Origin of the sequence: Methylococcus geothermalis, from assembly GCF_012769535.1 — a bacterium.
Taxonomy (GTDB): domain Bacteria; phylum Pseudomonadota; class Gammaproteobacteria; order Methylococcales; family Methylococcaceae; genus Methylococcus; species Methylococcus geothermalis.
Genome location: NZ_CP046565.1, coordinates 86,592 through 106,110, shown reverse-complemented (window position 1 = coordinate 106,110; position 19,519 = coordinate 86,592). Strand labels below are relative to the sequence as shown.

General features: G+C 64.7%; 15 protein-coding genes and 1 pseudogene. 8 read left to right on the top strand and 8 right to left on the bottom strand.

All coding sequences use genetic code 11. From position 1 onward, the window contains the following. Positions 1-120: 120 nt before the first annotated feature. The 4 genes from GNH96_RS00435 to GNH96_RS00420 all read left to right on the top strand — a co-directional run bounded on the left by GNH96_RS00435 (position 121) and on the right by GNH96_RS00420 (position 4,738). Complete coding sequence (locus GNH96_RS00435; protein ID WP_169601277.1) at positions 121-1,659, top strand: Re/Si-specific NAD(P)(+) transhydrogenase subunit alpha; 1,539 nt, start codon at positions 121-123, stop codon at positions 1,657-1,659. 18 nt (positions 1,660-1,677) lie between these two features. Next, a complete protein-coding gene (gene pntB / locus GNH96_RS00430) occupies positions 1,678-3,075 on the top strand; it encodes a Re/Si-specific NAD(P)(+) transhydrogenase subunit beta (protein ID WP_169601274.1) in 1,398 nt (465 codons plus the stop codon). Positions 3,076-3,133: 58 nt separating this feature from the next. After that, complete coding sequence (locus tag GNH96_RS00425; RefSeq protein ID WP_169601272.1) at positions 3,134-3,568, top strand: DUF29 domain-containing protein; 435 nt, start codon at positions 3,134-3,136, stop codon at positions 3,566-3,568. A 387-nt stretch (positions 3,569-3,955) separates the two neighbouring features. Further along, positions 3,956-4,738, top strand: coding sequence for a DUF4410 domain-containing protein (locus tag GNH96_RS00420; RefSeq protein ID WP_169601270.1), 783 nt, complete (start codon positions 3,956-3,958; stop codon positions 4,736-4,738). Positions 4,739-4,754: 16 nt separating this feature from the next. Here the strand turns inward: GNH96_RS00420 and GNH96_RS00415 are convergent, their stop codons facing one another. After that, positions 4,755-5,015, bottom strand: a complete 261-nt coding sequence (locus GNH96_RS00415) for a zinc ribbon domain-containing protein (RefSeq protein WP_169601268.1) — start codon at positions 5,013-5,015, stop codon at positions 4,755-4,757. 125 nt (positions 5,016-5,140) lie between these two features. Here GNH96_RS00415 and GNH96_RS00410 point away from each other — a divergent pair, with 125 nt between their 5' ends. Further along, entirely contained in the window at positions 5,141-5,737 is a 597-nt protein-coding gene (locus tag GNH96_RS00410) for a nicotinamidase (protein ID WP_169601266.1), read from the top strand. After that, positions 5,734-7,083 carry a nicotinate phosphoribosyltransferase gene (locus tag GNH96_RS00405; RefSeq protein ID WP_169601264.1) on the top strand — a complete coding sequence of 450 codons (1,350 nt, stop codon included), beginning with the start codon at positions 5,734-5,736 and terminating at the stop codon, positions 7,081-7,083. Before GNH96_RS00410 ends, GNH96_RS00405 begins: the two co-directional genes overlap by 4 nt. A gap of 468 nt (positions 7,084-7,551) precedes the next feature. Here GNH96_RS00405 and GNH96_RS00400 read toward each other — a convergent pair whose 3' ends face one another. Then, positions 7,552-10,263, bottom strand: a complete 2,712-nt coding sequence (locus GNH96_RS00400; protein ID WP_169601262.1) for an MMPL family transporter — start codon at positions 10,261-10,263, stop codon at positions 7,552-7,554. A 422-nt stretch (positions 10,264-10,685) separates the two neighbouring features. On the opposite strand from GNH96_RS00400, the pseudogene GNH96_RS15930 reads away from it, so the two are divergent. After that, positions 10,686-11,183: pseudogene (locus GNH96_RS15930) on the top strand (bile acid:sodium symporter); the annotation flags it as partial. A 135-nt stretch (positions 11,184-11,318) separates the two neighbouring features. Here the strand turns inward: GNH96_RS15930 and GNH96_RS00395 are convergent. From GNH96_RS00395 to merT, 5 genes are all read right to left on the bottom strand, one after another. After that, complete coding sequence (locus GNH96_RS00395; RefSeq protein ID WP_169601259.1) at positions 11,319-12,704, bottom strand: sulfotransferase family protein; 1,386 nt, start codon at positions 12,702-12,704, stop codon at positions 11,319-11,321. Between the two features lie 450 nt (positions 12,705-13,154). Then, on the bottom strand, positions 13,155-15,491 hold the full coding sequence (locus tag GNH96_RS00390) for a nitric oxide reductase activation protein NorD (protein ID WP_169601258.1): 2,337 nt from the start codon (positions 15,489-15,491) through the stop codon (positions 13,155-13,157). A 564-nt stretch (positions 15,492-16,055) separates the two neighbouring features. Continuing rightward, a complete protein-coding gene (merA, locus tag GNH96_RS00385) occupies positions 16,056-17,741 on the bottom strand; it encodes a mercury(II) reductase (protein WP_169601256.1) in 1,686 nt (561 codons plus the stop codon). Positions 17,742-17,785: 44 nt separating this feature from the next. Next, positions 17,786-18,064 (bottom strand): mercury resistance system periplasmic binding protein MerP, encoded by a 279-nt coding sequence (gene merP, locus GNH96_RS00380; protein ID WP_169601254.1) that lies wholly within the window; start codon positions 18,062-18,064, stop codon positions 17,786-17,788. Between the two features lie 13 nt (positions 18,065-18,077). Then, a complete protein-coding gene (merT, locus tag GNH96_RS00375) occupies positions 18,078-18,428 on the bottom strand; it encodes a mercuric ion transporter MerT (RefSeq protein ID WP_169601252.1) in 351 nt (116 codons plus the stop codon). Between the two features lie 71 nt (positions 18,429-18,499). Between merT and merR the strand changes: the two genes are divergently transcribed. Beyond that, positions 18,500-18,934 (top strand): Hg(II)-responsive transcriptional regulator, encoded by a 435-nt coding sequence (gene merR / locus GNH96_RS00370; protein ID WP_169601250.1) that lies wholly within the window; start codon positions 18,500-18,502, stop codon positions 18,932-18,934. Here merR and GNH96_RS00365 read toward each other — a convergent pair whose 3' ends face one another. Next, the gene (locus tag GNH96_RS00365) at positions 18,935-19,429 is read right to left on the bottom strand and encodes a peptide deformylase (protein ID WP_228719932.1); all 495 of its coding nucleotides are present in this window, start codon (positions 19,427-19,429) and stop codon (positions 18,935-18,937) included. Between the last annotated feature and the right edge of the window lie 90 nt (positions 19,430-19,519).

Genomic DNA, 19,519 nt, shown 5'->3' with positions numbered 1-19,519 from the left:
GTCAATCCAGACTCACGAGATGGGTCGTTTCCTCCGAGTAACGATTTGCCGCGCGCTCCGGCGGGCGGCGTCCATGCGAGGCCCATCTCCCAACCAGAACAGGGATAAGGAGCGGCTTGCATGCGAATTGGAATACCGAAGGAAATCTTTCCCGGGGAGTGCCGGGTAGCGACCACACCGGAAGTGGCCGAGAAAATAAAGAAGCTTGGGTTCGAGGTCGTGGTCGAGTCCGGCGCCGGGGATGGGGCGAGTTTCTCCGATGATGCGTTCAGGGAAGCCGGCGTTGCGGTCATCGAAAACGCCGCCGAGGTTTGGGCCGGTTCCGACATCGTCCTCAAGGTGCGCGCGCCTTCGCTCGCCGAAGTCGATCTGATGCGGCAGGGCGGGTGTCTCGTCAGTTTCATCTGGCCCGCCCAGAACCCCGAACTCATGGACAAGCTGGCCGCCACTGGCGGAACCGTGTTGGCCATGGACAGCGTGCCGCGGATTTCCAGGGCGCAGAAACTCGATGCCCTGAGCTCCATGGCGAACATCGCCGGCTACCGTGCGGTGATCGAAGCGGCCTATCATTTCGGCCGCTTTTTTTGCGGCCAGGTGACGGCGGCCGGCAAGGTGCCGCCGGCCAAGGTCTTCGTCATCGGCGCCGGCGTGGCGGGACTTGCCGCAATCGGCGCCGCCGGCGGGCTGGGCGCCATCGTGCGCGCCACCGATACGCGGCCGGAAGTGAAGGACCAGGTCAAGTCCATGGGCGCCGAGTTCGTCGAGGTGGAATACCAGGAGGAGGGTACGGGCGTCGGCGGCTATGCCAAGATCATGAGCGAAGGCTATCAGAAGGCCCAGGCCGACATGATCGCCCGCCAAGCCATGGACGTCGACGTCATCGTCACCACCGCCCTGATTCCCGGCAAGCCTGCGCCCAAGCTGATCACCGTCGGCATGGTCAAGTCCATGAAGCCGGGCAGCGTGATCGTCGACATGGCCGCCGAACAGGGCGGCAACTGCGAGCTGACCGTCCCCGGCGAGGTCGTGGTGCGCCATGGCGTCACCATCATCGGCTACACCGATCTGCCCAGCCGCCTGGCTCGGCAGTCCAGTACGCTCTATGCCACCAACCTCCTGCGTTTGCTTGAAGAGCTGTGCCCGCAGAAGGATGGCAATATCGTGGTGGACATGGACGACGAAGTGATCCGCGGTGCGACGGTGATCAAGGACGGCATCATTACCTGGCCGCCACCACCACCCAAGATCAGCGCGGCGGCTCCGCAGATGGCCACGGCCGCGCCGCCGGTCGTAGCCGAAAAGAAGCCGCTGCTGCCGGCCTGGGCCCGAACCGGCCTCGGCATCGGTATCGGCGCATTGATCTTCTACCTGATCGGGGTCAACGCCCCGGCCGACTTCATGGAACATTTCACCGTGTTCGTGCTCGCCTGCTTCGTCGGGTACATGGTGATCTGGAACGTGACGCCCGCGCTGCACACACCCTTGATGAGCGTCACCAACGCCATCTCCAGCATCATCGCGATCGGCGCACTGATCCAGATTTCCTCGCCCGGCACGCTGATCCTGGCGCTGGCAGGGTTGGCCATCGCCCTGACGGCGGTCAACATGGCGGGCGGATTCTGGGTGACCCAGCGCATGCTGCGCATGTTCAGAAGATAACAAGGACGGGAGAAGATCATGTCTGAAGGTTTGGTTACGGTCGCGTACATCGGCGCGACCATCCTGTTCATCCTCAGCCTGGGCGGGCTGAGCCATCCGGAAACGGCAAGGCGAGGGAATTTCTACGGCATCGCAGGCATGGCCATCGCCATCCTGGCGACCTTGCTGGGGCCGAAAGTCACCAGCTACGTGCCGATCCTGATCGCCATGCTGGTCGGCGGCAGTGTCGGCGTGTATGCCGCGATCAAGGTCAAGATGACCGAGATGCCGGAACTGGTGGCGCTCATGCACAGCCTGGTCGGTCTCGCGGCAGCCTTGGTCGGTTTCGCCAACTATTTCGACCCGAGCGCGCACTTCAGCGGCGTCGAGAAGACCATCCACGAATCGGAGATCTACATCGGAGTCCTCATCGGCGCCGTGACCTTTTCCGGATCGGTCATCGCTTTCGGCAAGCTGTCCGGCAAGATCAGCGGCAAGCCGATGCTGATACCGGGACGCCACTGGCTCAACCTGGGGCTCCTGATCGCCGTTATCGTGGTCGGCAAGCAGTTTCTCGACGCCGATTCGATCGCGACCGGCATCGTGCCGCTCGGCATCATGACCGGCATCGCCCTGCTGTTCGGCATCCACATGGTCATGGCGATCGGCGGCGCCGACATGCCCGTGGTCGTGTCCATGCTCAACAGCTATTCCGGCTGGGCCGCATCGGCCACGGGCTTCATGCTGTCGAACGATCTCCTGATCGTCACCGGTGCCCTGGTGGGTTCTTCCGGCGCGATCCTGTCCTACATCATGTGCCGGGCCATGAACCGCCATTTTTTTGCGGTGATCGCCGGGGGGTTCGGCACCGAGGGCGGCACTGCCGTGACGGGGGCAAAGCCGGAGGGCGAGGTGCAGCCCATCACCCCCGAGGAGACTGCGGAGCTGTTGCGCAATGCCAGGAACGTCATTCTGGTGCCGGGCTACGGCATGGCCGTGGCGCAGGCTCAGCACACGGTGTATGAAATCACCAAGTACCTGCGGGACAAGGGCGTCAACGTGCGTTTCGCCATCCATCCGGTGGCCGGCCGCATGCCTGGGCACATGAACGTGCTGCTGGCCGAAGCCAAGGTGCCTTACGACATCGTGCTGGAAATGGACGAAATCAACCAGGACTTCCCGGAAACCGACGTGGCGATGGTCATCGGCGCCAACGACATCGTCAATCCGGGCGCCCAGGAAGACCCCAACAGCCCCATCGCCGGCATGCCGGTGTTGGAGGTCTGGAAGGCGGGCACTTCCATCGTCATGAAGCGTTCCATGGCGTCCGGCTATGCCGGCGTCGACAATCCGCTGTTCTACAAGGAGAACAACCGGATGCTGTTCGGCGATGCCAAGAAGATGCTGGACGAAGTCCTGCAGCACCTGAGGGGATAAGCGGAAATCCGCGGGACGGGGGGTCCCGTCCCGCACTCCAGACAACGAGGGTCATTCTGTGAACGCCAGTCTCTACGAACGCGATTTTTTCGGCTGGACCCTGCAACAGTCCGAACTCCTCAAAGCCGGCCGGTTCTCCGAGCTGGATACCGAGCACCTTTGCGAGGAAATCGAGGCCTTGGGCCGCAGTGCGCGGCTGCAGCTGACCCGGCGCCTCGAAGTGCTGCTGACGCATTTGCTGAAATGGGGCCACCAGCCCGAATCTCACGGGCAGCGCTGGGAATCGGCCATACTCGACCAGCGCAGGCGCCTGGCCAAGCTGATGGAAGCCAACCCCAGCCTGAAGCCCGCTCTCCACGTCTGTTTTCTCGAGACCTACGACAACGCCCGCTTCAGCGCCATGATGGAGACAGGGCTGACGCTGGATGCCTTTCCAGCGCAGCCGCCGTTCGATCTGGTCGAAGTGCTGGATCCGGATTATCTGCCCGAGTGAGTTCGCCGAGAGGCTGTGCCATCGGGCCTCGACATATTGCGGCCATCACGTTCTGGGATGTGACACCTACTCACCCCATGAAGAGAGCACGATGCCAAGCTATTTCGTGAGACTTTGGTAACCGGAAACTGCTTTTGAAAACGCCGCCCGCCGATTCGAGAACCCGCCTGAGCGCCACGGTCGACCGCCATGCCCAGCGCCCAGCCGGGCCGCACGGTTCCGGTCAAGTACGATCCGCAGCGGCACGACCGGGTCGCGCTGGATCTATGGGAGTGCGACTGAACGACACCGGACTCCGGCTGCGGGGCGAGCTCGGCGGCTGCTATCATTGGACATCGGTCTCGAAGCCCCCGATGTTCGGCTCCCCCGAAACCTCAAGGAGAGTACATGAAACGCCGGATTTCCCTTTCCCTTCTGGTTTGTCTGGCGGTTGCCGGTATCGCGCTCGGCGGATGCAGCTCGGACCGGTCCCGCAAATTTCTGGGCGGCGTGGAGGTCCGCAACGAACAGCTCGGCGCCGTCAAACCCGGCGAAGGGCCGAGGACGGTGTATGTCGCGGATTTCGCGCTGGATGCCGAAAACATCCAGGGTGATCCCGGCGTCAGAGGCCTGCTGCCCGGCCAGTCGCAATCGCAACGCCCGGGGCTGCTGGGCGGACTCGGCCAACGCCTGAGGAAACCCTTCGGCCCCGGCAGTCCCGGCGACCAAGCCCGGGAAATCGTCGACACCATGGCGGCCGCGCTGGTGAAGAGCCTGTCGGACAAGGGGCTGCCTGCACAGCGCATCGCCTCCACGGCCGGCGCCTTGCCGCGCGACGGCTGGCTGGTGCAGGGCATGTTCACCGAGGTCGACGAAGGCAGCCGGCTCGAGCGCGCGGTGATCGGTTTCGGAGCCGGGGCGACCGCCATGGACGTGCAGGTCGGCGTGAGCGATCTCGCCGGCAAGGACCCGCGCCAGCCCTTCATCGTGTTCGGCACGGTGAAGGACCCCAGCAAGATGCCGGGCGCGGTCGTGACCATGAACCCCTATGTTGCCGCCGCCAAGTTCGTGATGGAGAAAAATGCGACCGGCAAAGACATCGAAAAGACGGCGGAACAAATCGTCGGCGAAATCCTGAAGTACCGGCGGAAGTTCGAAGACGAGGCGCGGGCCAACCGGGCCGCGCGCTGAAAGTCCTTCCTTCCCGTCAGTTGAATCCGCAGGCCCCGGCGCCGCAGCAGGGCGCGCCGCTCTGGCAAGGGGGCGCTTCCGGATTCTTGAGGGCGCCGGAGCGGACGATGCCGCCGCCGGTAATCAGCTTCCTGACCGGCGTATCGAGCGGGGTATCACCCGCCGCCAGCCCGGCGCGCTCGCACACTTCGCCCCAGGTCGCCAGGCGCTCGTGCATGGGGTGGCTGACTTCCACGAGTCGATCGTTCGCTTCGCAAAAATAATCGTATTTCGGCACGGTATTTTCCTTCCTGCATTCTCATAGGATGCGGCATTTATAGGGCCTGATGCCGGAAAACTCAATCCGTTCCCTCCTTGCCCGGCGACGGCGTATCATCCGGCCATCCTGATGGAGTGGCTGATATGAACACCGAGACTGCTGCATTCCTGCCCTCACCGGGCGATGCCTTGATCGTAGTGCATGTGCAGAACGATTTTCTACCGGGCGGCAGCCTCGCCGTGCCGGGAGGCGACGAGGTGATACCGGTCCTGAATCAATACATCGCGCGCTTCGTCCGGGCGGGACTGCCTGTCATCGCGACGCGTGACTGGCATCCGCCGGACCACTGCTCGTTCCACGCCCAAGGTGGGCCCTGGCCGCCGCATTGCGTGGCCGGAAGCCCGGGGGCGGAGTTTGCGCCCGACCTCGCACTGCCCGAGGATGTCCCGATCTTTTCCCAGGCAGTGTGGCCGGAAAAGGAAGCCTATTCCAGTTTCGAAGGCACGGACCTCGCCTATATCCTGCAGGATATAGGCGTTCGCCGTTTGTTTATCGGCGGCCTCGCGACCGACTACTGCGTGCTGCATACGGTGCTCGACGCCCGGCGCCTGGGTTTCGAAGTCGTCGTTCTCGAAGACGCGGTGCGTGCCGTCGACCTAGAGCCGGATGACGGCCGCCGCGCGTTGGCCAGGATGCAAGAGGAAGGCGCCCGCTTCGCCAGCTGTAAGGATTTCGAATGAGCCTGCCGGTCGACAGCGTCCTGCTCACCGATCTGTATCAATTGACGATGTTGCAGGGCTATCAAGCCCAGCGCATGAACGAGACCGCGGTGTTCGAGTTCTTCGTGCGCAAGCTTCCCGGCGGAGCCGAGCCCAAGCGCAACTTCCTGCTTGCGGCCGGACTGGAGCAAGCGCTGGAGTTTCTGGAAGGCATGCGGTTCCGGCCCGACGAGATCGAGTGGCTGCGCGCCACCGGACGATTCGCGCCGGATTTCATCGACGCTCTTGCCGCATTGCGCTTCAGCGGTGACGTGGATGCCATGCCGGAAGGCACGGTGTTCTTTCCCGACGAGCCGATAGTGCGGGTGACGGCGCCCCTTCCCGAGGCGCAACTGGCCGAAACGCGGCTCATCAACCTGCTGCATTTCCAGACCCTCATCGCTTCCAAGGCGGCGCGCATGACCTTGGCCGCGCCGGGCAAACTGCTGGTCGATTTCGGCCTCCGCCGCGCCCACGGCGCCGAAGCGGGGCTCCTGGCGGCCCGCGCCGCCTGCCTCGCGGGGTTCTCCGGCACGTCCGACGTGCTCGCCGGCCGGCTTTGGGGCATCCCGCTGTACGGCACCATGGCCCATTCCTTCATTCAGGCCCACGACGACGAACTCACCGCCTTCGAGCATTTCGCCCTCGCCCAGCCGGACAACCTGGTGCTGCTGATCGACACCTACGACACCGAAGCCGCCGCGGAGAAGCTCATCCCCCTGGCCGAACGCCTGGCCGCCAAAGGCATTCGCATCCAGGGCGTGCGCCTGGACAGCGGCGACCTGGCCGAGCACGCCCGCCGGGTCCGGCGTATCCTCGACCGCGGCGGCCTCGGCCAAGTCAGCATCTTCGCCAGCGGCAGCCTCGACGAAACGCTGCTGGCCAGGCACACCGCGGAAGCCGTGCCGATCGACGGCTACGGCATCGGCACCCGCATGGATACCTCGTCCGACGCCCCCTATCTCGACTGCGCCTACAAGCTCCAGGAATATGCCGGCATCCCCCGGCGCAAGCGTTCGGAAGGCAAGGCGACCTGGCCCGGCCGTAAACAGGTTTACCGCTATTACGACGGCGAAGGGACCATGCAGCGGGACAGCCTGACGCTGGTCGACGACCCGCAGCCCGGTGAACCGCTGCTGCGCCCGGTGATGCGCCACGGCCGGCGGCTCGGAGCGAGCCCGCCGTTGCAGACCCTCCGGTCTTATGCGATCGAACAGCTCGGCCGCCTGCCGGAAGCGTTACGCCGGCTGTCACCGGCGCCGGCTTACCCGGTCGAAATCGCCGGGCGATTGAGGGCTTTGGTTCAAGCGATGGATGGCGGTAGCTGACAGGTCATCTGGACACCTGTTCGTATCGAGCGGGGGCCAGAAATGGAATGATCGAACCCGGTCAGGGCAAACTCGCCCGTCTCCACCGTACACCGCTGTTGTCGGGCCGGTGCGGCAGGGGGTCGCCGGTGTCCAGGTTTTCGTTCGAACTGAGGGTGGAATCGATGCCGCTGCTGAATTGCGCGATCCAGGCCGTCGCGCCTTGCCTTTCCAGGCCCATGATGCGCGGGTGTTGGGGAGGTTTTCCCTGCGGTAGAGACCGATCGGCAGCCGGGCCAGGATGATGAGGTTGCCGAAGCGGCGGTAATCGCCGGTCAGGGAGCGCTGGGTCGAACCGGTGACGTCCCGGTTGAATCCCGCTTGGCCGCTGGGCGAAGTCGCCGTGCGGGCCCTGCCATCGGCGCCTGCGCGCTATCTGCCAAGGATCTCGCGCATGTTTTGCTCTTGTTCGGCAGACTGGCCGTTGGTTCATTCCAAGCCGGGAATCTCCTCACCCCTCCGATCGCAAGGCGATCGTTTCAATCGCCCCCAATCCTCCGTCTGCGCCAGCAGCGCCGGCAGCACGATCATGCTGCACAAGAGCGTGGCGAGGATGCCGATGCTCAGCATGATCCCCATGCTGGCCATGCCGAGATGGGGCGATACCGCGAGGTTGCCGAAGCCGCTGATGTTGGTGAGCGCGCTCAGCACGACGGCCAGGGCAGTGCTGGTGTGCAGGAGGATGCCGTCCTTCGGCGGCGCGGTGCGGAAGCGGTGGACCATGTGGATGCAGTTGTCCACCCCCATGCCGAAGACCAGCGGCAGGGCGATGATGTTGGCGAAGTTGAAGGGTACCTTCGCCAGCGCCATGGCCGCTCCCGTCAGCAGGGAAGCCAGCAGCAGCGGCAGCAGGACCAGCAGCACGTCGATCTTTTTCTCCATGGTCAGGAACAGGATCACGGTGATCGCCACGATGGCGTAGGCAAAGGCCTGCAGGAAGGCCGTCACCACCGCGTCGCTGGATTCGAGGAACAGCACTGGCACCCCGGTGGCGTGCGGCACCACCTGCCGGACCTGGTCCACGAACCGGCGCATGGCTTGCGGATCGTGCAGGTCCTCTTTCGGCCGGATTTCGACCCGCTGGACGCCATCCTTGGTGATCCAGCGGGAGCGGAAGTCGTCCGGCAGGTCGCCGATGCCGACCCGGCGGGCCTTCAGCGCATCCACCAGCCGTGCCAACTGGCTGCCGAGCCCCCCCACCAGGGTGTGCGACACCCGCTCTACGGCTTCGGTGCGGGTCTCGCCCTGCGCGGACTGGATGCGTTCGGCCAGCCGGGCCTGTTCCGCGGCGAGGCGGAAGCCGGCCGGTGCGTCGGCGGCGTCGGGGTGGACCGAGAGGTGGGCCGTGAGGGTCGCCAGGAACCGGCGCACGGCTGCGGCCTCCTCGTCGGGCGCGGGCCGCGGCTTGGTGTCGCCCGATGCCGGCTGCGGCCCCAGGGTCAGCGCCATCTGGTCGATCAGGTCCAGTTTTTCGTCCTGGTCTCCCGGCACGAAATCCTCGAGCGTCAGGACCTTGTCCACCACCGGCAGCCTTTCCAGCCGCTGCTTCATGGCCGCGGCTTCTTCGCCATCCTTGGCCAGCGCCGCCAGGAACCAGGGCGAATGGGAGCCATCGGCCAGCAGTTCGCGGAAGGTCCGGACCGATTCGGCAGAGGGGTCCTGGAGGTTGAGCGGATTCTGGTCGAAGCGCGCCGACTTCAGTTGCACGAAGGCGAGGGCGGCGACGATGGCCGCAGCGACCAGAACGCTTCGCGAATGACGCAGCGGAAAAGTCAGGAAATTCCGCTGCCAGCGCGGCGGCTCGGCATGCCCGGCATGGGGGCCGAGGTAACGGGAAGGGCGTCGGAGGCCGAGGAAGGCGGGGAGGATGGCGAGCGTCACCAGCAGGCTGATGAACATGCCGGCGCCCGAAATGATGCCCAACTCGGCGACTCCCCGGTAGCTGGTGGGCACAAAGCAAAAGAAGCCGATAGCGGTGGTCAGGGTACCGATTTCCAGTGAGCCGCCGACGTGGCGGACGGCACGTTTCAGGGCGCTGCGGTGGCTGTGCGAACGGCAGGCCAGCTCACGGTAGCGCAGGCTCAGATAAATGGCGTAATCGGCGCCGATGCCGATGTACATCACGGAGAAGGCGACCGAAATCAGATTGAGCTGGCCGAGCGCCACGGCGGCGAAGGCGGCGGTGAAGATCAGACCGAGCACCAGGCCGATCTGCACCGCCAGCACCAGCCACAGCGACCGCAACCCGATCAGCATGACCAGGCTGACCCCCAGGAACGAACCGAGGCTCGCCATCTGGGCGCCGATGCTGGCGCTCTTGAGTTCGTCCACGGACAGGGCGGCGGCGCCGGTGAGCCGCATCAAGACGCCGCTTTCTTCCAGGCGCAGCGCCTTGCCGGTCTGGCGGATCGTCGCCATCAGGTTTTCGCCGGGCGCCAGCGAGCTGTATTCGATCCGCGGCATGACCTCCAGCAGCACGCGCCTGTCGGCGGGCTTGGCGTCCTCGCCGGCCATCAGTTCGATCCACGACAGGGGCGTCCCGGAGCCGTCCAGATAACCGCGCAGCGCCGAGGCGATCCGATCGAACACGGTGGCGAAATCGATGTCCTTGTCCTCTCCGGTGCGCAGGGCTCGCTCCAGGAGCGAGAACACGCCGCGGAGGCTCCGGTCGGCGGACACCTCCGCCAGGAACGGCTGCACCTTGGCCAGGTGATCGGACAGTTTTTCCAGGTCCGCGGCGTCGTCGAACAGCAAGCCGTTCTCGCGGAAGAATCCGCTTTCCGGCGGATAGAACACCCATTCGAAGTGGACGGAATCCTCGCGCAGCCGGTGATAGAGTCTGGCCGCCGCATCCCGCGCCTGGTCCGGCGTCGGGGCGTCCAGGACGATGACGATGGCATCGCGGAACTGCGGGAAGGCCCTTTCGTAGGCCAGCTTGTCCTGGCGCCACGGCAGTTCGTCCGACAGCACATTGCCGGGGTAGGTGTTGATGCGGAGGTTGTGGATCGTGTAGTTTACGGCGGCCGTGGCGGCGAGGATCGAAAAAGCGATCACCGCCACGGCGTGGCGCATCGAAAAATAGAACCAGATGGACAACAGGCGGTCGATGCGGGTCCGCAGGCGTATTTTTCGCGTGATCAAAACGTGCCTCCTTATTTGAACCATTCCGTTAGGCCGCGCCGAGCATCGCAGCTTTCGGCGAGAATGGCCCGAAGGGGAGCCGCAGGGGGCTCGTCCGTCGAGGGGCAGGCGCCCCTTCGATGGACCCTCGTCGAAAGCGCCAACTTTGCCTGGAGCCAAGTTGAACAGCCGAAGGCTGGCCCGTAGGGCGAAACCCATGGAGGGGTTTCGCAGCGTAATCCGACCGTGGGTTCGGATACCCACATTCAAAAAGTGCCGCGCAGCGTTTCATATTCAAATTCTTTTGGCGTGCCTGTTCTGCTGTCGATGGACGTCGTATTCCAGCCGCCAGGAAAGCCGGTTCCCGATCCTGCCTCTTCCTCTTGACTTCCGTGTCCTACCATCTTCCGATACAGCCTGAGCTTCTGATCCGCGGCCTGACCATGGCTTCCCTGGGAGGGTTGTTGTTCGCGATCGGCCTTCGGCTCGAACTTGCAGCGGTTGTGGCGGCCATCCGGGACTGCCGTTGGTCCGTCGTACTGCCGCTCAATTTCATCGCGGTTCCGCTGCTGGCTTACGGGCTGGCGCGGTCTTTCGCCCTGCCGCCGGACTATGCGGCAGGGATGCTTTTGCTGGCCGCCGCACCCTTCGCCCCGGTGGTACCGGTCTTCGTGAAAATGGCGCGGGGCGATCTGGCGCTGGCGGCCGGTTTGACCGCGATTTTTCCCGTGTTCGCCATGTTCCTCACGCCGCTGGCTTTCGATGCCGGTTTCGCGGCGCTGGGCGGCGGCGCTACGCTCAGGTTCAGCTATCTGAATCTTCTGGCGGTGCTGTCCTGCACTGTCAGCCTGCCGCTCATCTTGGGCATGGCACTCAGATTCGGACTGCCTCGGCTGGCCGGCCGCCTGGTCCGGCCTCTGGATGTCCTGGCGGAAACGGCGGGAGCCGTGTCCCTGGCGTTCGTGACCTGGGTCGAATCCTCCACACTCCTCGCCACCGGGTGGAAACCCCTCATGGCATTCGTTCTGGCGGGGGAGCTGTCGTTCTGCTTGGGCTATGCCTTCGGCGGGCCGGACTCACAGGGCAGGCGAGTGATCGCATTCGGCACAGCCAACCGCAACATCGCCCTGGCCATCCTCGTCGCCGTGCAAAGTTTCGCCGGCACGAAGGTGGTGGCGGTGGTGGTGGCCGACGGGCTTGCCCTGATCCTCCTCGGACTCCTGCATGCCGCCCATTACCGCTTGCTGGCCGAACGCCGAGGATTGCCGGTACCCGCCTGGAACAAGCGTCTGCCCTAGGCTTTCCACCTGTTGCTTCCGGATGGAAGCCGCCTCGCCGTCCAGGCCGAGGCTTTCGATCACCGGGCCCAGTTCCTGGCGGATCCACTGTTTCGACAGCCCGAATTCTTCCAGCGAATAGCGATGGGTGCTCTGGAAAGTGCGCTGCCGCTCGGTGAATTCCCGCAGCACCGCCCGGTAGGATCCGGTCATGTTCCAGCCGAAATGGCGGTAGAGGGCGGCGATCGTGCGGCCCGGATCGGTCCGGAGATCGCGGTAGTCGATGGAGTAAAAATTGGCGGGTTCCACTCGCGCGCGGAACCGGTGCAGATGCCGGTACCACTCGGCCGCCAGGGCGGCGTAGGCTTTCGACTCGCCCCCGTCCTTTCCGATTTCCGGCGAATGGGCCTGCCAGACCGGAACGAACAGGCTGACGTGGGATGGGATGGCTTCGTCCGGGTGGCGAACGATGGTGATGAAGCGGGCGTCGGGAAACTCCTCCGCGATCGACTCGATGGCGCCCGAAGCATGGGTCGACTTGACCAGCAGGATGCGCCCGCCGCCGTTGGCGTAGACCTGGCGCTGCATGCAGGAGCGGTAGTAGGCCATCAGCTTGCGGCGGGATGCCGGCGGAAGGGCATCGGGAAAACCCACCTCCCAAAGCGGCTCCACGAACGGAAACAGCATGAAGATCGCCTCGGAAGCGAAAGCGTAGAGGAACAGCGCCTGGTCTTCCTCCGGCTGGTCCAGGCGCATCCGATGCATTTCGTCCCAGCCGCCGAACCACTTCCGCTCGCACCATTGCATCAGGCGCCGGATCACGCCGCCGCACTTGACGTCGATCCACGCCAGCCCGTTGAAGACAGCCTGAAAGCAGATGCTCGGAAAGATGGTCTGGTACATCTTCCAGTGCACGAAGCGCTGGTCATCCGCGCAGAGCACACGCTGCAGGAAGGAGGTTCCGCTCCGGGGCGGGGCGATCACGAATACCGGCCGTTCGACGCGGGTTGTTCGGAAGCCGGGAAAGAAGAGGTGGTCGAGCAGGCGGCCGAGCGCCACGAAAGCCACGAAAGCGAGATACAAGGCGGAAAAAAGCAGTACGTAACACCAGCGCCTGAACCGGAATGGCCGCTGGAACAACGCCAGGCGCAGGGCTTTGAGAAAGCCGCGGTAATTGAAGAACATGGGGCTGTCACCGTGAAAGAGGGCATCCTGTGGTCGGGTACGCCTGGATTCGCGGGACAGACCTGTCCCGAGGTGATCCACCCCGATGGGTGCGTCGGCGTCTTTTTCGACAGGGCTTGGGACCGGCTCAGAACCGGCAAGGATTGGAAGCCCCGTGTGGCAAGGCCGGCTTTCGTGGATGAAACCCGTGGCCGTCGCTTCCACGCCGAGCTGCCGCGATCCACGGCCTCGAGCCAAATGAAACCAAAGGGGTATCGGATGGTAGGTGTTCGAGTGATGTCATTATTTTTTTCTTTTTCGGCAAGGTGTTTTTCGGCGGGCGTTCGACTGGCCCGGTCCGCGATCAGCCATGCGTGGCGAGAGTAATTTACTAGAACTTCGATTATTTTTCGCGCTCAACTAAGCTCGATCCGAGCGATGGCGCCGTCGGCTTCGCAGGCCGAGGCTTTTTCAGGCCGTCAAGCTGGCGAACAGCATGGGCAGCCGTTCGGGCAGGCGCTGGACGTGGTCCACCACCGTATAGCGGTTGGGGCCGAAAATCCGGGAGACGTAATCGTCGGCTTCCGGGTCGAGCGTCAGGCAGTAGGTCATGATGCCCGAGGAGGCCAATTCCTCCACTGCCTTCTTGGTGTCGAAGCGGAGATACTGCGGATCGCGCTCGTCGATGTCGGCCGGTTCGCCGTCGCTGACCAGGAGCAGCAGCTTTTTCTGCCGGGGCTGATGTCCAAGATGGTGTGCGGCATGCCGCATGGCGGCGCCCATGCGGGTGGACAGCCCGCCCTTCATCCCGGCGAGGCGGGACTTGGCCTGGTCGTCGAAAGGCTGGTCGAAGTCCTTGAAGCGATAGTACTGCACGTCGTGGCGGCCGTCGGAGGCGAAGCCATGGATGGCGAAGGGATCGCCGATGCCGTCGATGGCCCAGGCCAGCAGCGTGCAGGCCTCGCGCGCCAGCTGGATGATCGGCCGGTCGCTGCCGGGCGGGGTTTCGTTGGTGGATTCCGACAAATCGAGCAGCAGCAGTACCGCGAGGTCGCGAGTCTTGCGGATCGTGCGGATGTTGATGCGGGGGTCGGGCATCTCGCCCATGCGGATGTCGATCATGGCCCGGATCGCGGCGTTCAGGTCGATCTCGTCGCCGTCTTCCCGCCGCCGCTGGCGGATCACGCCCTGCGGCTGCAGGGCGTCGATGATGTGCTTGAGGCGGCTGGCGATGGGTTTGTATTCGAGCAGGATCCGTTCGACGAGCGCCGGGTCGTCCTTGGTTTGGCGACGCTCCAGCACGGTGGCCCAGTTGGGGCGGTGCAACTGGACCTGGTAGTCCCATTCCGGGTAGTGATAGGGGTCGCTGACCGGTTCCTTCCCTTCCAGCTCGTTGATGGTGCAGCCTTCCTGATCGAGATAGAACGGCGTTTCCAGGGTCCAGACTTCCTGGGCGTCGTCCCCGGCCAGTTCGCAGTCCACTTCGTCGATCATCGCCATCAAGGACACTTTCTTGCGCACTTGGCGCTGGCTGGGGGCGACGTAGTCGGCCTCGGCCCATTCGGTTTCGCCGAAGGTCCAGAGGAAGCGGTTGTCGTCCCGGTACGGCACGCCGAAGCTCTCCAGGACGCGCAGCGAGGGCAGGCCCCACCGGTCCTTGATGCGGTTGGAGAGGGTGACGCCCAGGTCCCAGCTCAGCCGGTTGTCGGCCGGATCCTTGGCCAGCGCGGCATGGAAGGATTCGCGCAGTTCCGCCACGATCGGATCGTCGGTCCGTATCCGTTCGTCGAGCAGGGCGTGAGCCAGCCGTTCCAGCCAGAGTACCATCGGGTCGGCGTTGCGGTCGCTGCGGAGGGCGGCTTCGAACAAAGGCGCCCAGAGCTGTTTGAGCCCGGGGAATTCCCGGATCGCCAGCGCCTCGACGCGGGCGTCCTCGAACAGCCCAATCAGGAACATCTGCACCGGCGTCAGCTGCTCCGCGGACAGCGGGCGGGTGGTGTAAACCAGGTGGGCAGCGGCATGGGCCGCGGTCGCCCGGTAGAGTTCCTTGCCCGACAGCGGGCCGAAGTCGTCGTACGCATCGGGTACGAAGATCACCCCGTGTTCGATGTACGGTTTGTAGCCTTCGCGCGTCTCGAAATCGCCGGAGGTCGGGCGCAGGTAGAAGTCACGTCCCCACAGCGCGCGCAGGTAAAAGTTCAGCTTGCGCTGGGTGTCGACGAACAGGGTGCCGCGTCGCTCCTGCTGCAGCACCGCCAGGCTGTCGGCGGTCTCCAGCGCGAAATATTTGGCCAGGGTCTCGAAATCGCGGGCATGGGCCTGGGCGCCCCACAGCGCCCAGCGCCGCAGACCCCCCAGGGTCAGTTTGTCGAACAGCGGGTCGAGGTGGTCCAGCATCGGCCTAAGGCCACGCGGCGCCTTGGCGGAAAGCTGATGGATCAGTCCGAGGTATTGCCGCAGCAGTTCGGCGTCCCCCAGCCGTCTGGCCGCGGTGGGCAGGCTGTCGAACAGTCGCTCGATCACCGCTCCGCTGACCATGGACGCCAGCTTCATCACGCCGGTGACGACGTCCGCGATCACTTCGTCGCCGACTTCCTTGCACACCAGCGGCATTTGCTGGACATAGCCGAGCACCAAGCCGGCGCCGCGCCCGAGTTCGGAAAGCGCCCGCGCGCCTTCGATGTAGTTTTTCAGCGCGCTCGGCGACATGACCCGTGCCGCCTCATGAAAGCTCGCCTCCAGGGTGTCCTTGACGTGGGGATCGAGCCGTTCGAGATGTTCCTGGTAGTCGCTCAAGTTCAAGCTCATGGGTGTGCCTCATGCGTCCGGGAGCTGGGATGTCTGCAAGGTGACCCACCGTTCGGCATGCCGTCGTGGCCTGTCCGGAAAATCGCCTTCATCGACGGGCAATCATACTTGCTTCGTTATCGTCGTAAACATCGCGGAGGCAGCTGGGCGAGGGTCTTCCGCTGAAGCGGTTCAGCGGCATTCGATCAGGCGGCTCAATGAACCCAGCCTTTGGATGGTCTTTCAGGCGGTATCCCCGCAGGCTCTCACCAAGGTGGCCGGGTGTTCGAACATCGAGGAAGACGGCGCGCAGCGGGTAGCGGCGTGGGCCCGTTCCGTGTCGGCCGGCGCGGCGAACAATCTGGCGCGGCTCGCTGGCCAGGAACCTGTGGCAACTGGCGCGACCATGAGGCGGTGTTTTCGGTGAGCCGGATGTGTGGGGTGTGATCAAGCAAGCCTTCGAGGCGCGTCGCGAGAACTTCGGGACGCACCGACGATCAGCCTCGCCCGGCGCTGTCCGGCATTCACCGGACGCCACCCGCCGGAATCGTCACGGCTAAAGGACGCCATGCGTTCTTTCATCGCTCAGCCAGCGCAGCAGGAAAGCTGTTTCACGTCCTTGGCGAAGGTCTGCGCCGCGAGCTTCAGCCCCTCGACCATCGTCAGGTAGGGAAAGAGCTGGTCGGCCAGTGCCTGCACCGTCATGCGGTTGCGAATCGCCAGCGCCGCAGTCTGGATCAGCTCGCCGGCTTCCGGGGCCACCGCCTGCACGCCGATCAGCCGCCCGCTACCGACCTCCATCACCAGCTTGATGAAGCCGCGGGTGTCGAAGTTGGCCAGCGCCCGCGGCACGTTATCCAGCGTGAGCACACGGCTGTCGGTTTCGATGCCGTCATGGTGGGCTTCGGCCTCGCTGTAGCCGACGGTCGCCACCTGCGGATCGGTGAACACCACCGCCGGCATGGCGGTCAGGTCGAGGGCGGCTTCACCGCCGGTCATGTTGATCGCGGCGCGGGTGCCGGCTGCCGCCGCCACATAGACGAACTGCGGCTGGTCGGTGCAATCGCCCGCGGCAAAGATGTGCGGGTTGCTGGTGCGCATGTGGTCGTCGACCACGATGGCGCCGCGTTCGTTCAGCTTCACGCCGGCGGTCTCCAGATTCAGGTCGCGGGTGTTGGGCGCGCGGCCGGTGGCGATCAGCAACCTGTCGGCGCGCACTTCGCCGTGCCCGGTCGTGAGCACGAACTCCCGGCCTGCATAGGCCACCTTGCTGGCCTGCGTGTGTTCCAGCACGTCGATGCCCTCGGCGCGGAAAGCCGCCGTGAGCGCCTCACCGATGGCCGGGTCCTCGCGAAACAACAGCGTCCTGCGCGCCAGGATCGTCACCCGGCTGCCGAGGCGGGCAAAGGCCTGCGCCAATTCGACCGCCACCACGGAGGACCCGATCACCGCGAGCCGCTTCGGAAGGGTATCGCTCGCCAGCGCCTCGGTACTGGTCCAGTACGGCGTGTCGTTCAGACCGGGAATCACCGGAATGGCGGGGCTGGCGCCGGTGGCGATCAGGCAACGGTCGAACGTGACCGTGCGCTCGCCGCCTTCGTTCAGGCTGACGACCAGGGTGTGGCCGTCCTGGAAACGGGCGCTGCCGTGCAGCACGGTGATGGCCGGATTGCCGTCCAGGATGCCTTCGTACTTGGCGTGGCGCAGTTCATCGACGCGCGCCTGCTGCTGCGCGAGCAGCCGGTCGCGGAGGACGGTCGGCGGCATGGCGGACAGTCCCGCATCGAACGGGCTTTCCCGGCGCACATGGGCAATGTGCGCGGCGCGGATCATGATCTTGGACGGCACGCAACCGACATTGACGCAAGTGCCGCCGAGCGTGCCGCGCTCGATCAGGGTGACCCGGGCGCCGCGTTCGACGGCCTTGAGCGCGGCTGCCATCGCCGCCCCGCCGCTGCCGATCACGGCGATATGCAGCCCGTTTTCGGTGCCGTCGGACTTGTCCTTGCCGCCCAGCCATCCCAGCGCCTTGTCGAGCAAGCCAGCCTGCTTTTCAACCGGTGGCGCATCGGCGAGGGTGGCCCGATAGCCGAGTCCGACCACGGCAGCCGTGAGCGCATCCAACGGGGTCCCAGGATCGGCGGCGAGCTGCGCCCAGCCTTGTGGATAGGACACCACCGCCGAGCGCACGCCTGGTACCTTCTCCAAGGCTTCCTTGACGTGCATAGCGCACGAACCGCAGGTCATGCCGTCGATGTTCAAGCGGATCATTGCTTTCCTTCCTCATCTCCAGTCAGGTTTCGATCTTGATGTACTCATTGCATCACTTCGGATGGATAGCCCGCATCGGCTGTCGCTTTGGTCAACGCCTCCACATGGGTCCTGGCATCATCGAAGGTCACGACGGCTTGGCGCTTCTCGAAATTCACGTCGACCTTGCTGACGCCATCGACCTTGGAGAGTGCTTTCTTGACGGTGATCGGGCAGGCGGCGCAGGTCATGCCCGGCACGGACAGCGTGACGGTTTGAATCGCCGCCCATGCCGGCGTGGCCACGAGGCTGGCGAATACGAACGATGCAAGCAGTTTTTTCATGGTGAACCCGTGATCAGTAGAACAAGGGAAGGACGTAGGGAAACACGATCGCGGCCACGACCAGCGTGGCCACAACATAGAAGATGAGCTTGTGGGTATCGCGCACCTGCGGGACCGAACAGACCTCGCCCGGATGGCAGGTTTCCACCGGGCGGAAAATACGTCGCCATGCGAAAAACAGCGCCACCAGTGCCGCTCCAATGAAGATTGGGCGATACGGCTCCAGCACGGTCAAGTTGCCAATCCAGGCCCCACTGAAACCCAGCGCGACCAAGACTAGCGGCCCCAGGCAGCAAGCAGAAGCAAGAAGGGCGGCCAGCCCGCCGGCGAAGAGGGCGCCGCGCCCGTTTTGTGATTCAGTCATGCGGTTGTCCTTTCGAATCTGCAATGGGTAGCGTAACCTTACTCCCGTAGTTGTGTACGGAGTCAAGCGTCATGGAGAAAAATCCGGAAAACCTGACCATCGGCGCCTTCGCCAAGGCGGCCGGAGTCCATGTGGAAACCATCCGGTTCTATCAACGCAGGGGCTTGTTGCCGGAGCCGGACAAGCCTTACGGCAGCATTCGCCGTTATGGCGAGACGGATGTGATGCGGGTGCGGTTCGTGAAGTCAGCTCAACGGCTGGGATTCAGCTTGGACGAGATCGCCGAGCTGCTGCGCCTGGATGATGGCACCCATTGCGAGGAAGCCGCCAGCCTGGCTGAGCACAAGCTCAAGGATGTGCGTGAGAAACAGGCGGACTTGGCGCGCATGGAGGCTGCGCTGTCCGATCTGATAGGGGCCTGCCATGCGTCGAAGGGGAACGTTTCCTGTCCATTGATCGGGGCGCTGCAAGGGGTAAAAGTGCTTCCGGCCGGCGGCGCGGGGTAATCAAGGAGCGCTTGGGCTGGTCTCACCATTTTTTTCGAATTCTGCGACGCCCCATCGGAAGGGCAAAGGTGCTGCTTTGCAAGCATCCTCAGCTCCGGCATCAGCCGGTTTCGCCGTCCCCTTAGCGGGCGTAGTGGCCTGGCTGGTGAAGCTGCTCGGGTCCATGCGGTCGATCTGGGGCTGGAGGATACGGGCTGACCTGCCGCTGGCCTCGATGATCCCCGCTTCGCCCCGCTGGTCCAGGCAGGACACCCGCACCGAGCGCGCTCGCTCGACCCGCGCGCTGAAGCCGGCGAGGCTGAGGCAGCCTTCGTGGAAGACGTCGGTCTCTTCCGAGCGGGCGACGATTTCCGGATTGACGATGACGTGGAAGGGCACCGGTTCGCGTCCTCGCGCGGCCAGTTCCTCGGCCGGCATGCCCTTCTGGTCGTCGGCGCGGTCTTCGATGACGGCCAATTGCAGGCCCAGGCCGATTTGCGGGGCGGCGAGTCCCACGCCCGAGGTCTTCCGGGCTCGAGGGGCGCGCCCGCCGCCGCAGCACCGGTTCGCCGGCCTGGACGATCTTTAGCCTGAGTGCAAGACCGG

Coding starts and splice junctions, on each gene's coding strand:
- GNH96_RS00410 (WP_169601266.1), top strand. CDS start 5,141: ATGAACACCGAGACTGCTGCATTCCTGCCCTCACCGGGCGATGCCTTG.
- GNH96_RS00405 (WP_169601264.1), top strand. CDS start 5,734: ATGAGCCTGCCGGTCGACAGCGTCCTGCTCACCGATCTGTATCAATTG.
- merR (WP_169601250.1), top strand. CDS start 18,500: ATGGAGAAAAATCCGGAAAACCTGACCATCGGCGCCTTCGCCAAGGCG.
- GNH96_RS00390 (WP_169601258.1), bottom strand. CDS start 15,491: ATGAGCTTGAACTTGAGCGACTACCAGGAACATCTCGAACGGCTCGAT.
- merA (WP_169601256.1), bottom strand. CDS start 17,741: ATGATCCGCTTGAACATCGACGGCATGACCTGCGGTTCGTGCGCTATG.
- GNH96_RS00420 (WP_169601270.1), top strand. CDS start 3,956: ATGAAACGCCGGATTTCCCTTTCCCTTCTGGTTTGTCTGGCGGTTGCC.
- pntB (WP_169601274.1), top strand. CDS start 1,678: ATGTCTGAAGGTTTGGTTACGGTCGCGTACATCGGCGCGACCATCCTG.
- merP (WP_169601254.1), bottom strand. CDS start 18,064: ATGAAAAAACTGCTTGCATCGTTCGTATTCGCCAGCCTCGTGGCCACG.
- merT (WP_169601252.1), bottom strand. CDS start 18,428: ATGACTGAATCACAAAACGGGCGCGGCGCCCTCTTCGCCGGCGGGCTG.
- GNH96_RS00395 (WP_169601259.1), bottom strand. CDS start 12,704: ATGTTCTTCAATTACCGCGGCTTTCTCAAAGCCCTGCGCCTGGCGTTG.
- GNH96_RS00435 (WP_169601277.1), top strand. CDS start 121: ATGCGAATTGGAATACCGAAGGAAATCTTTCCCGGGGAGTGCCGGGTA.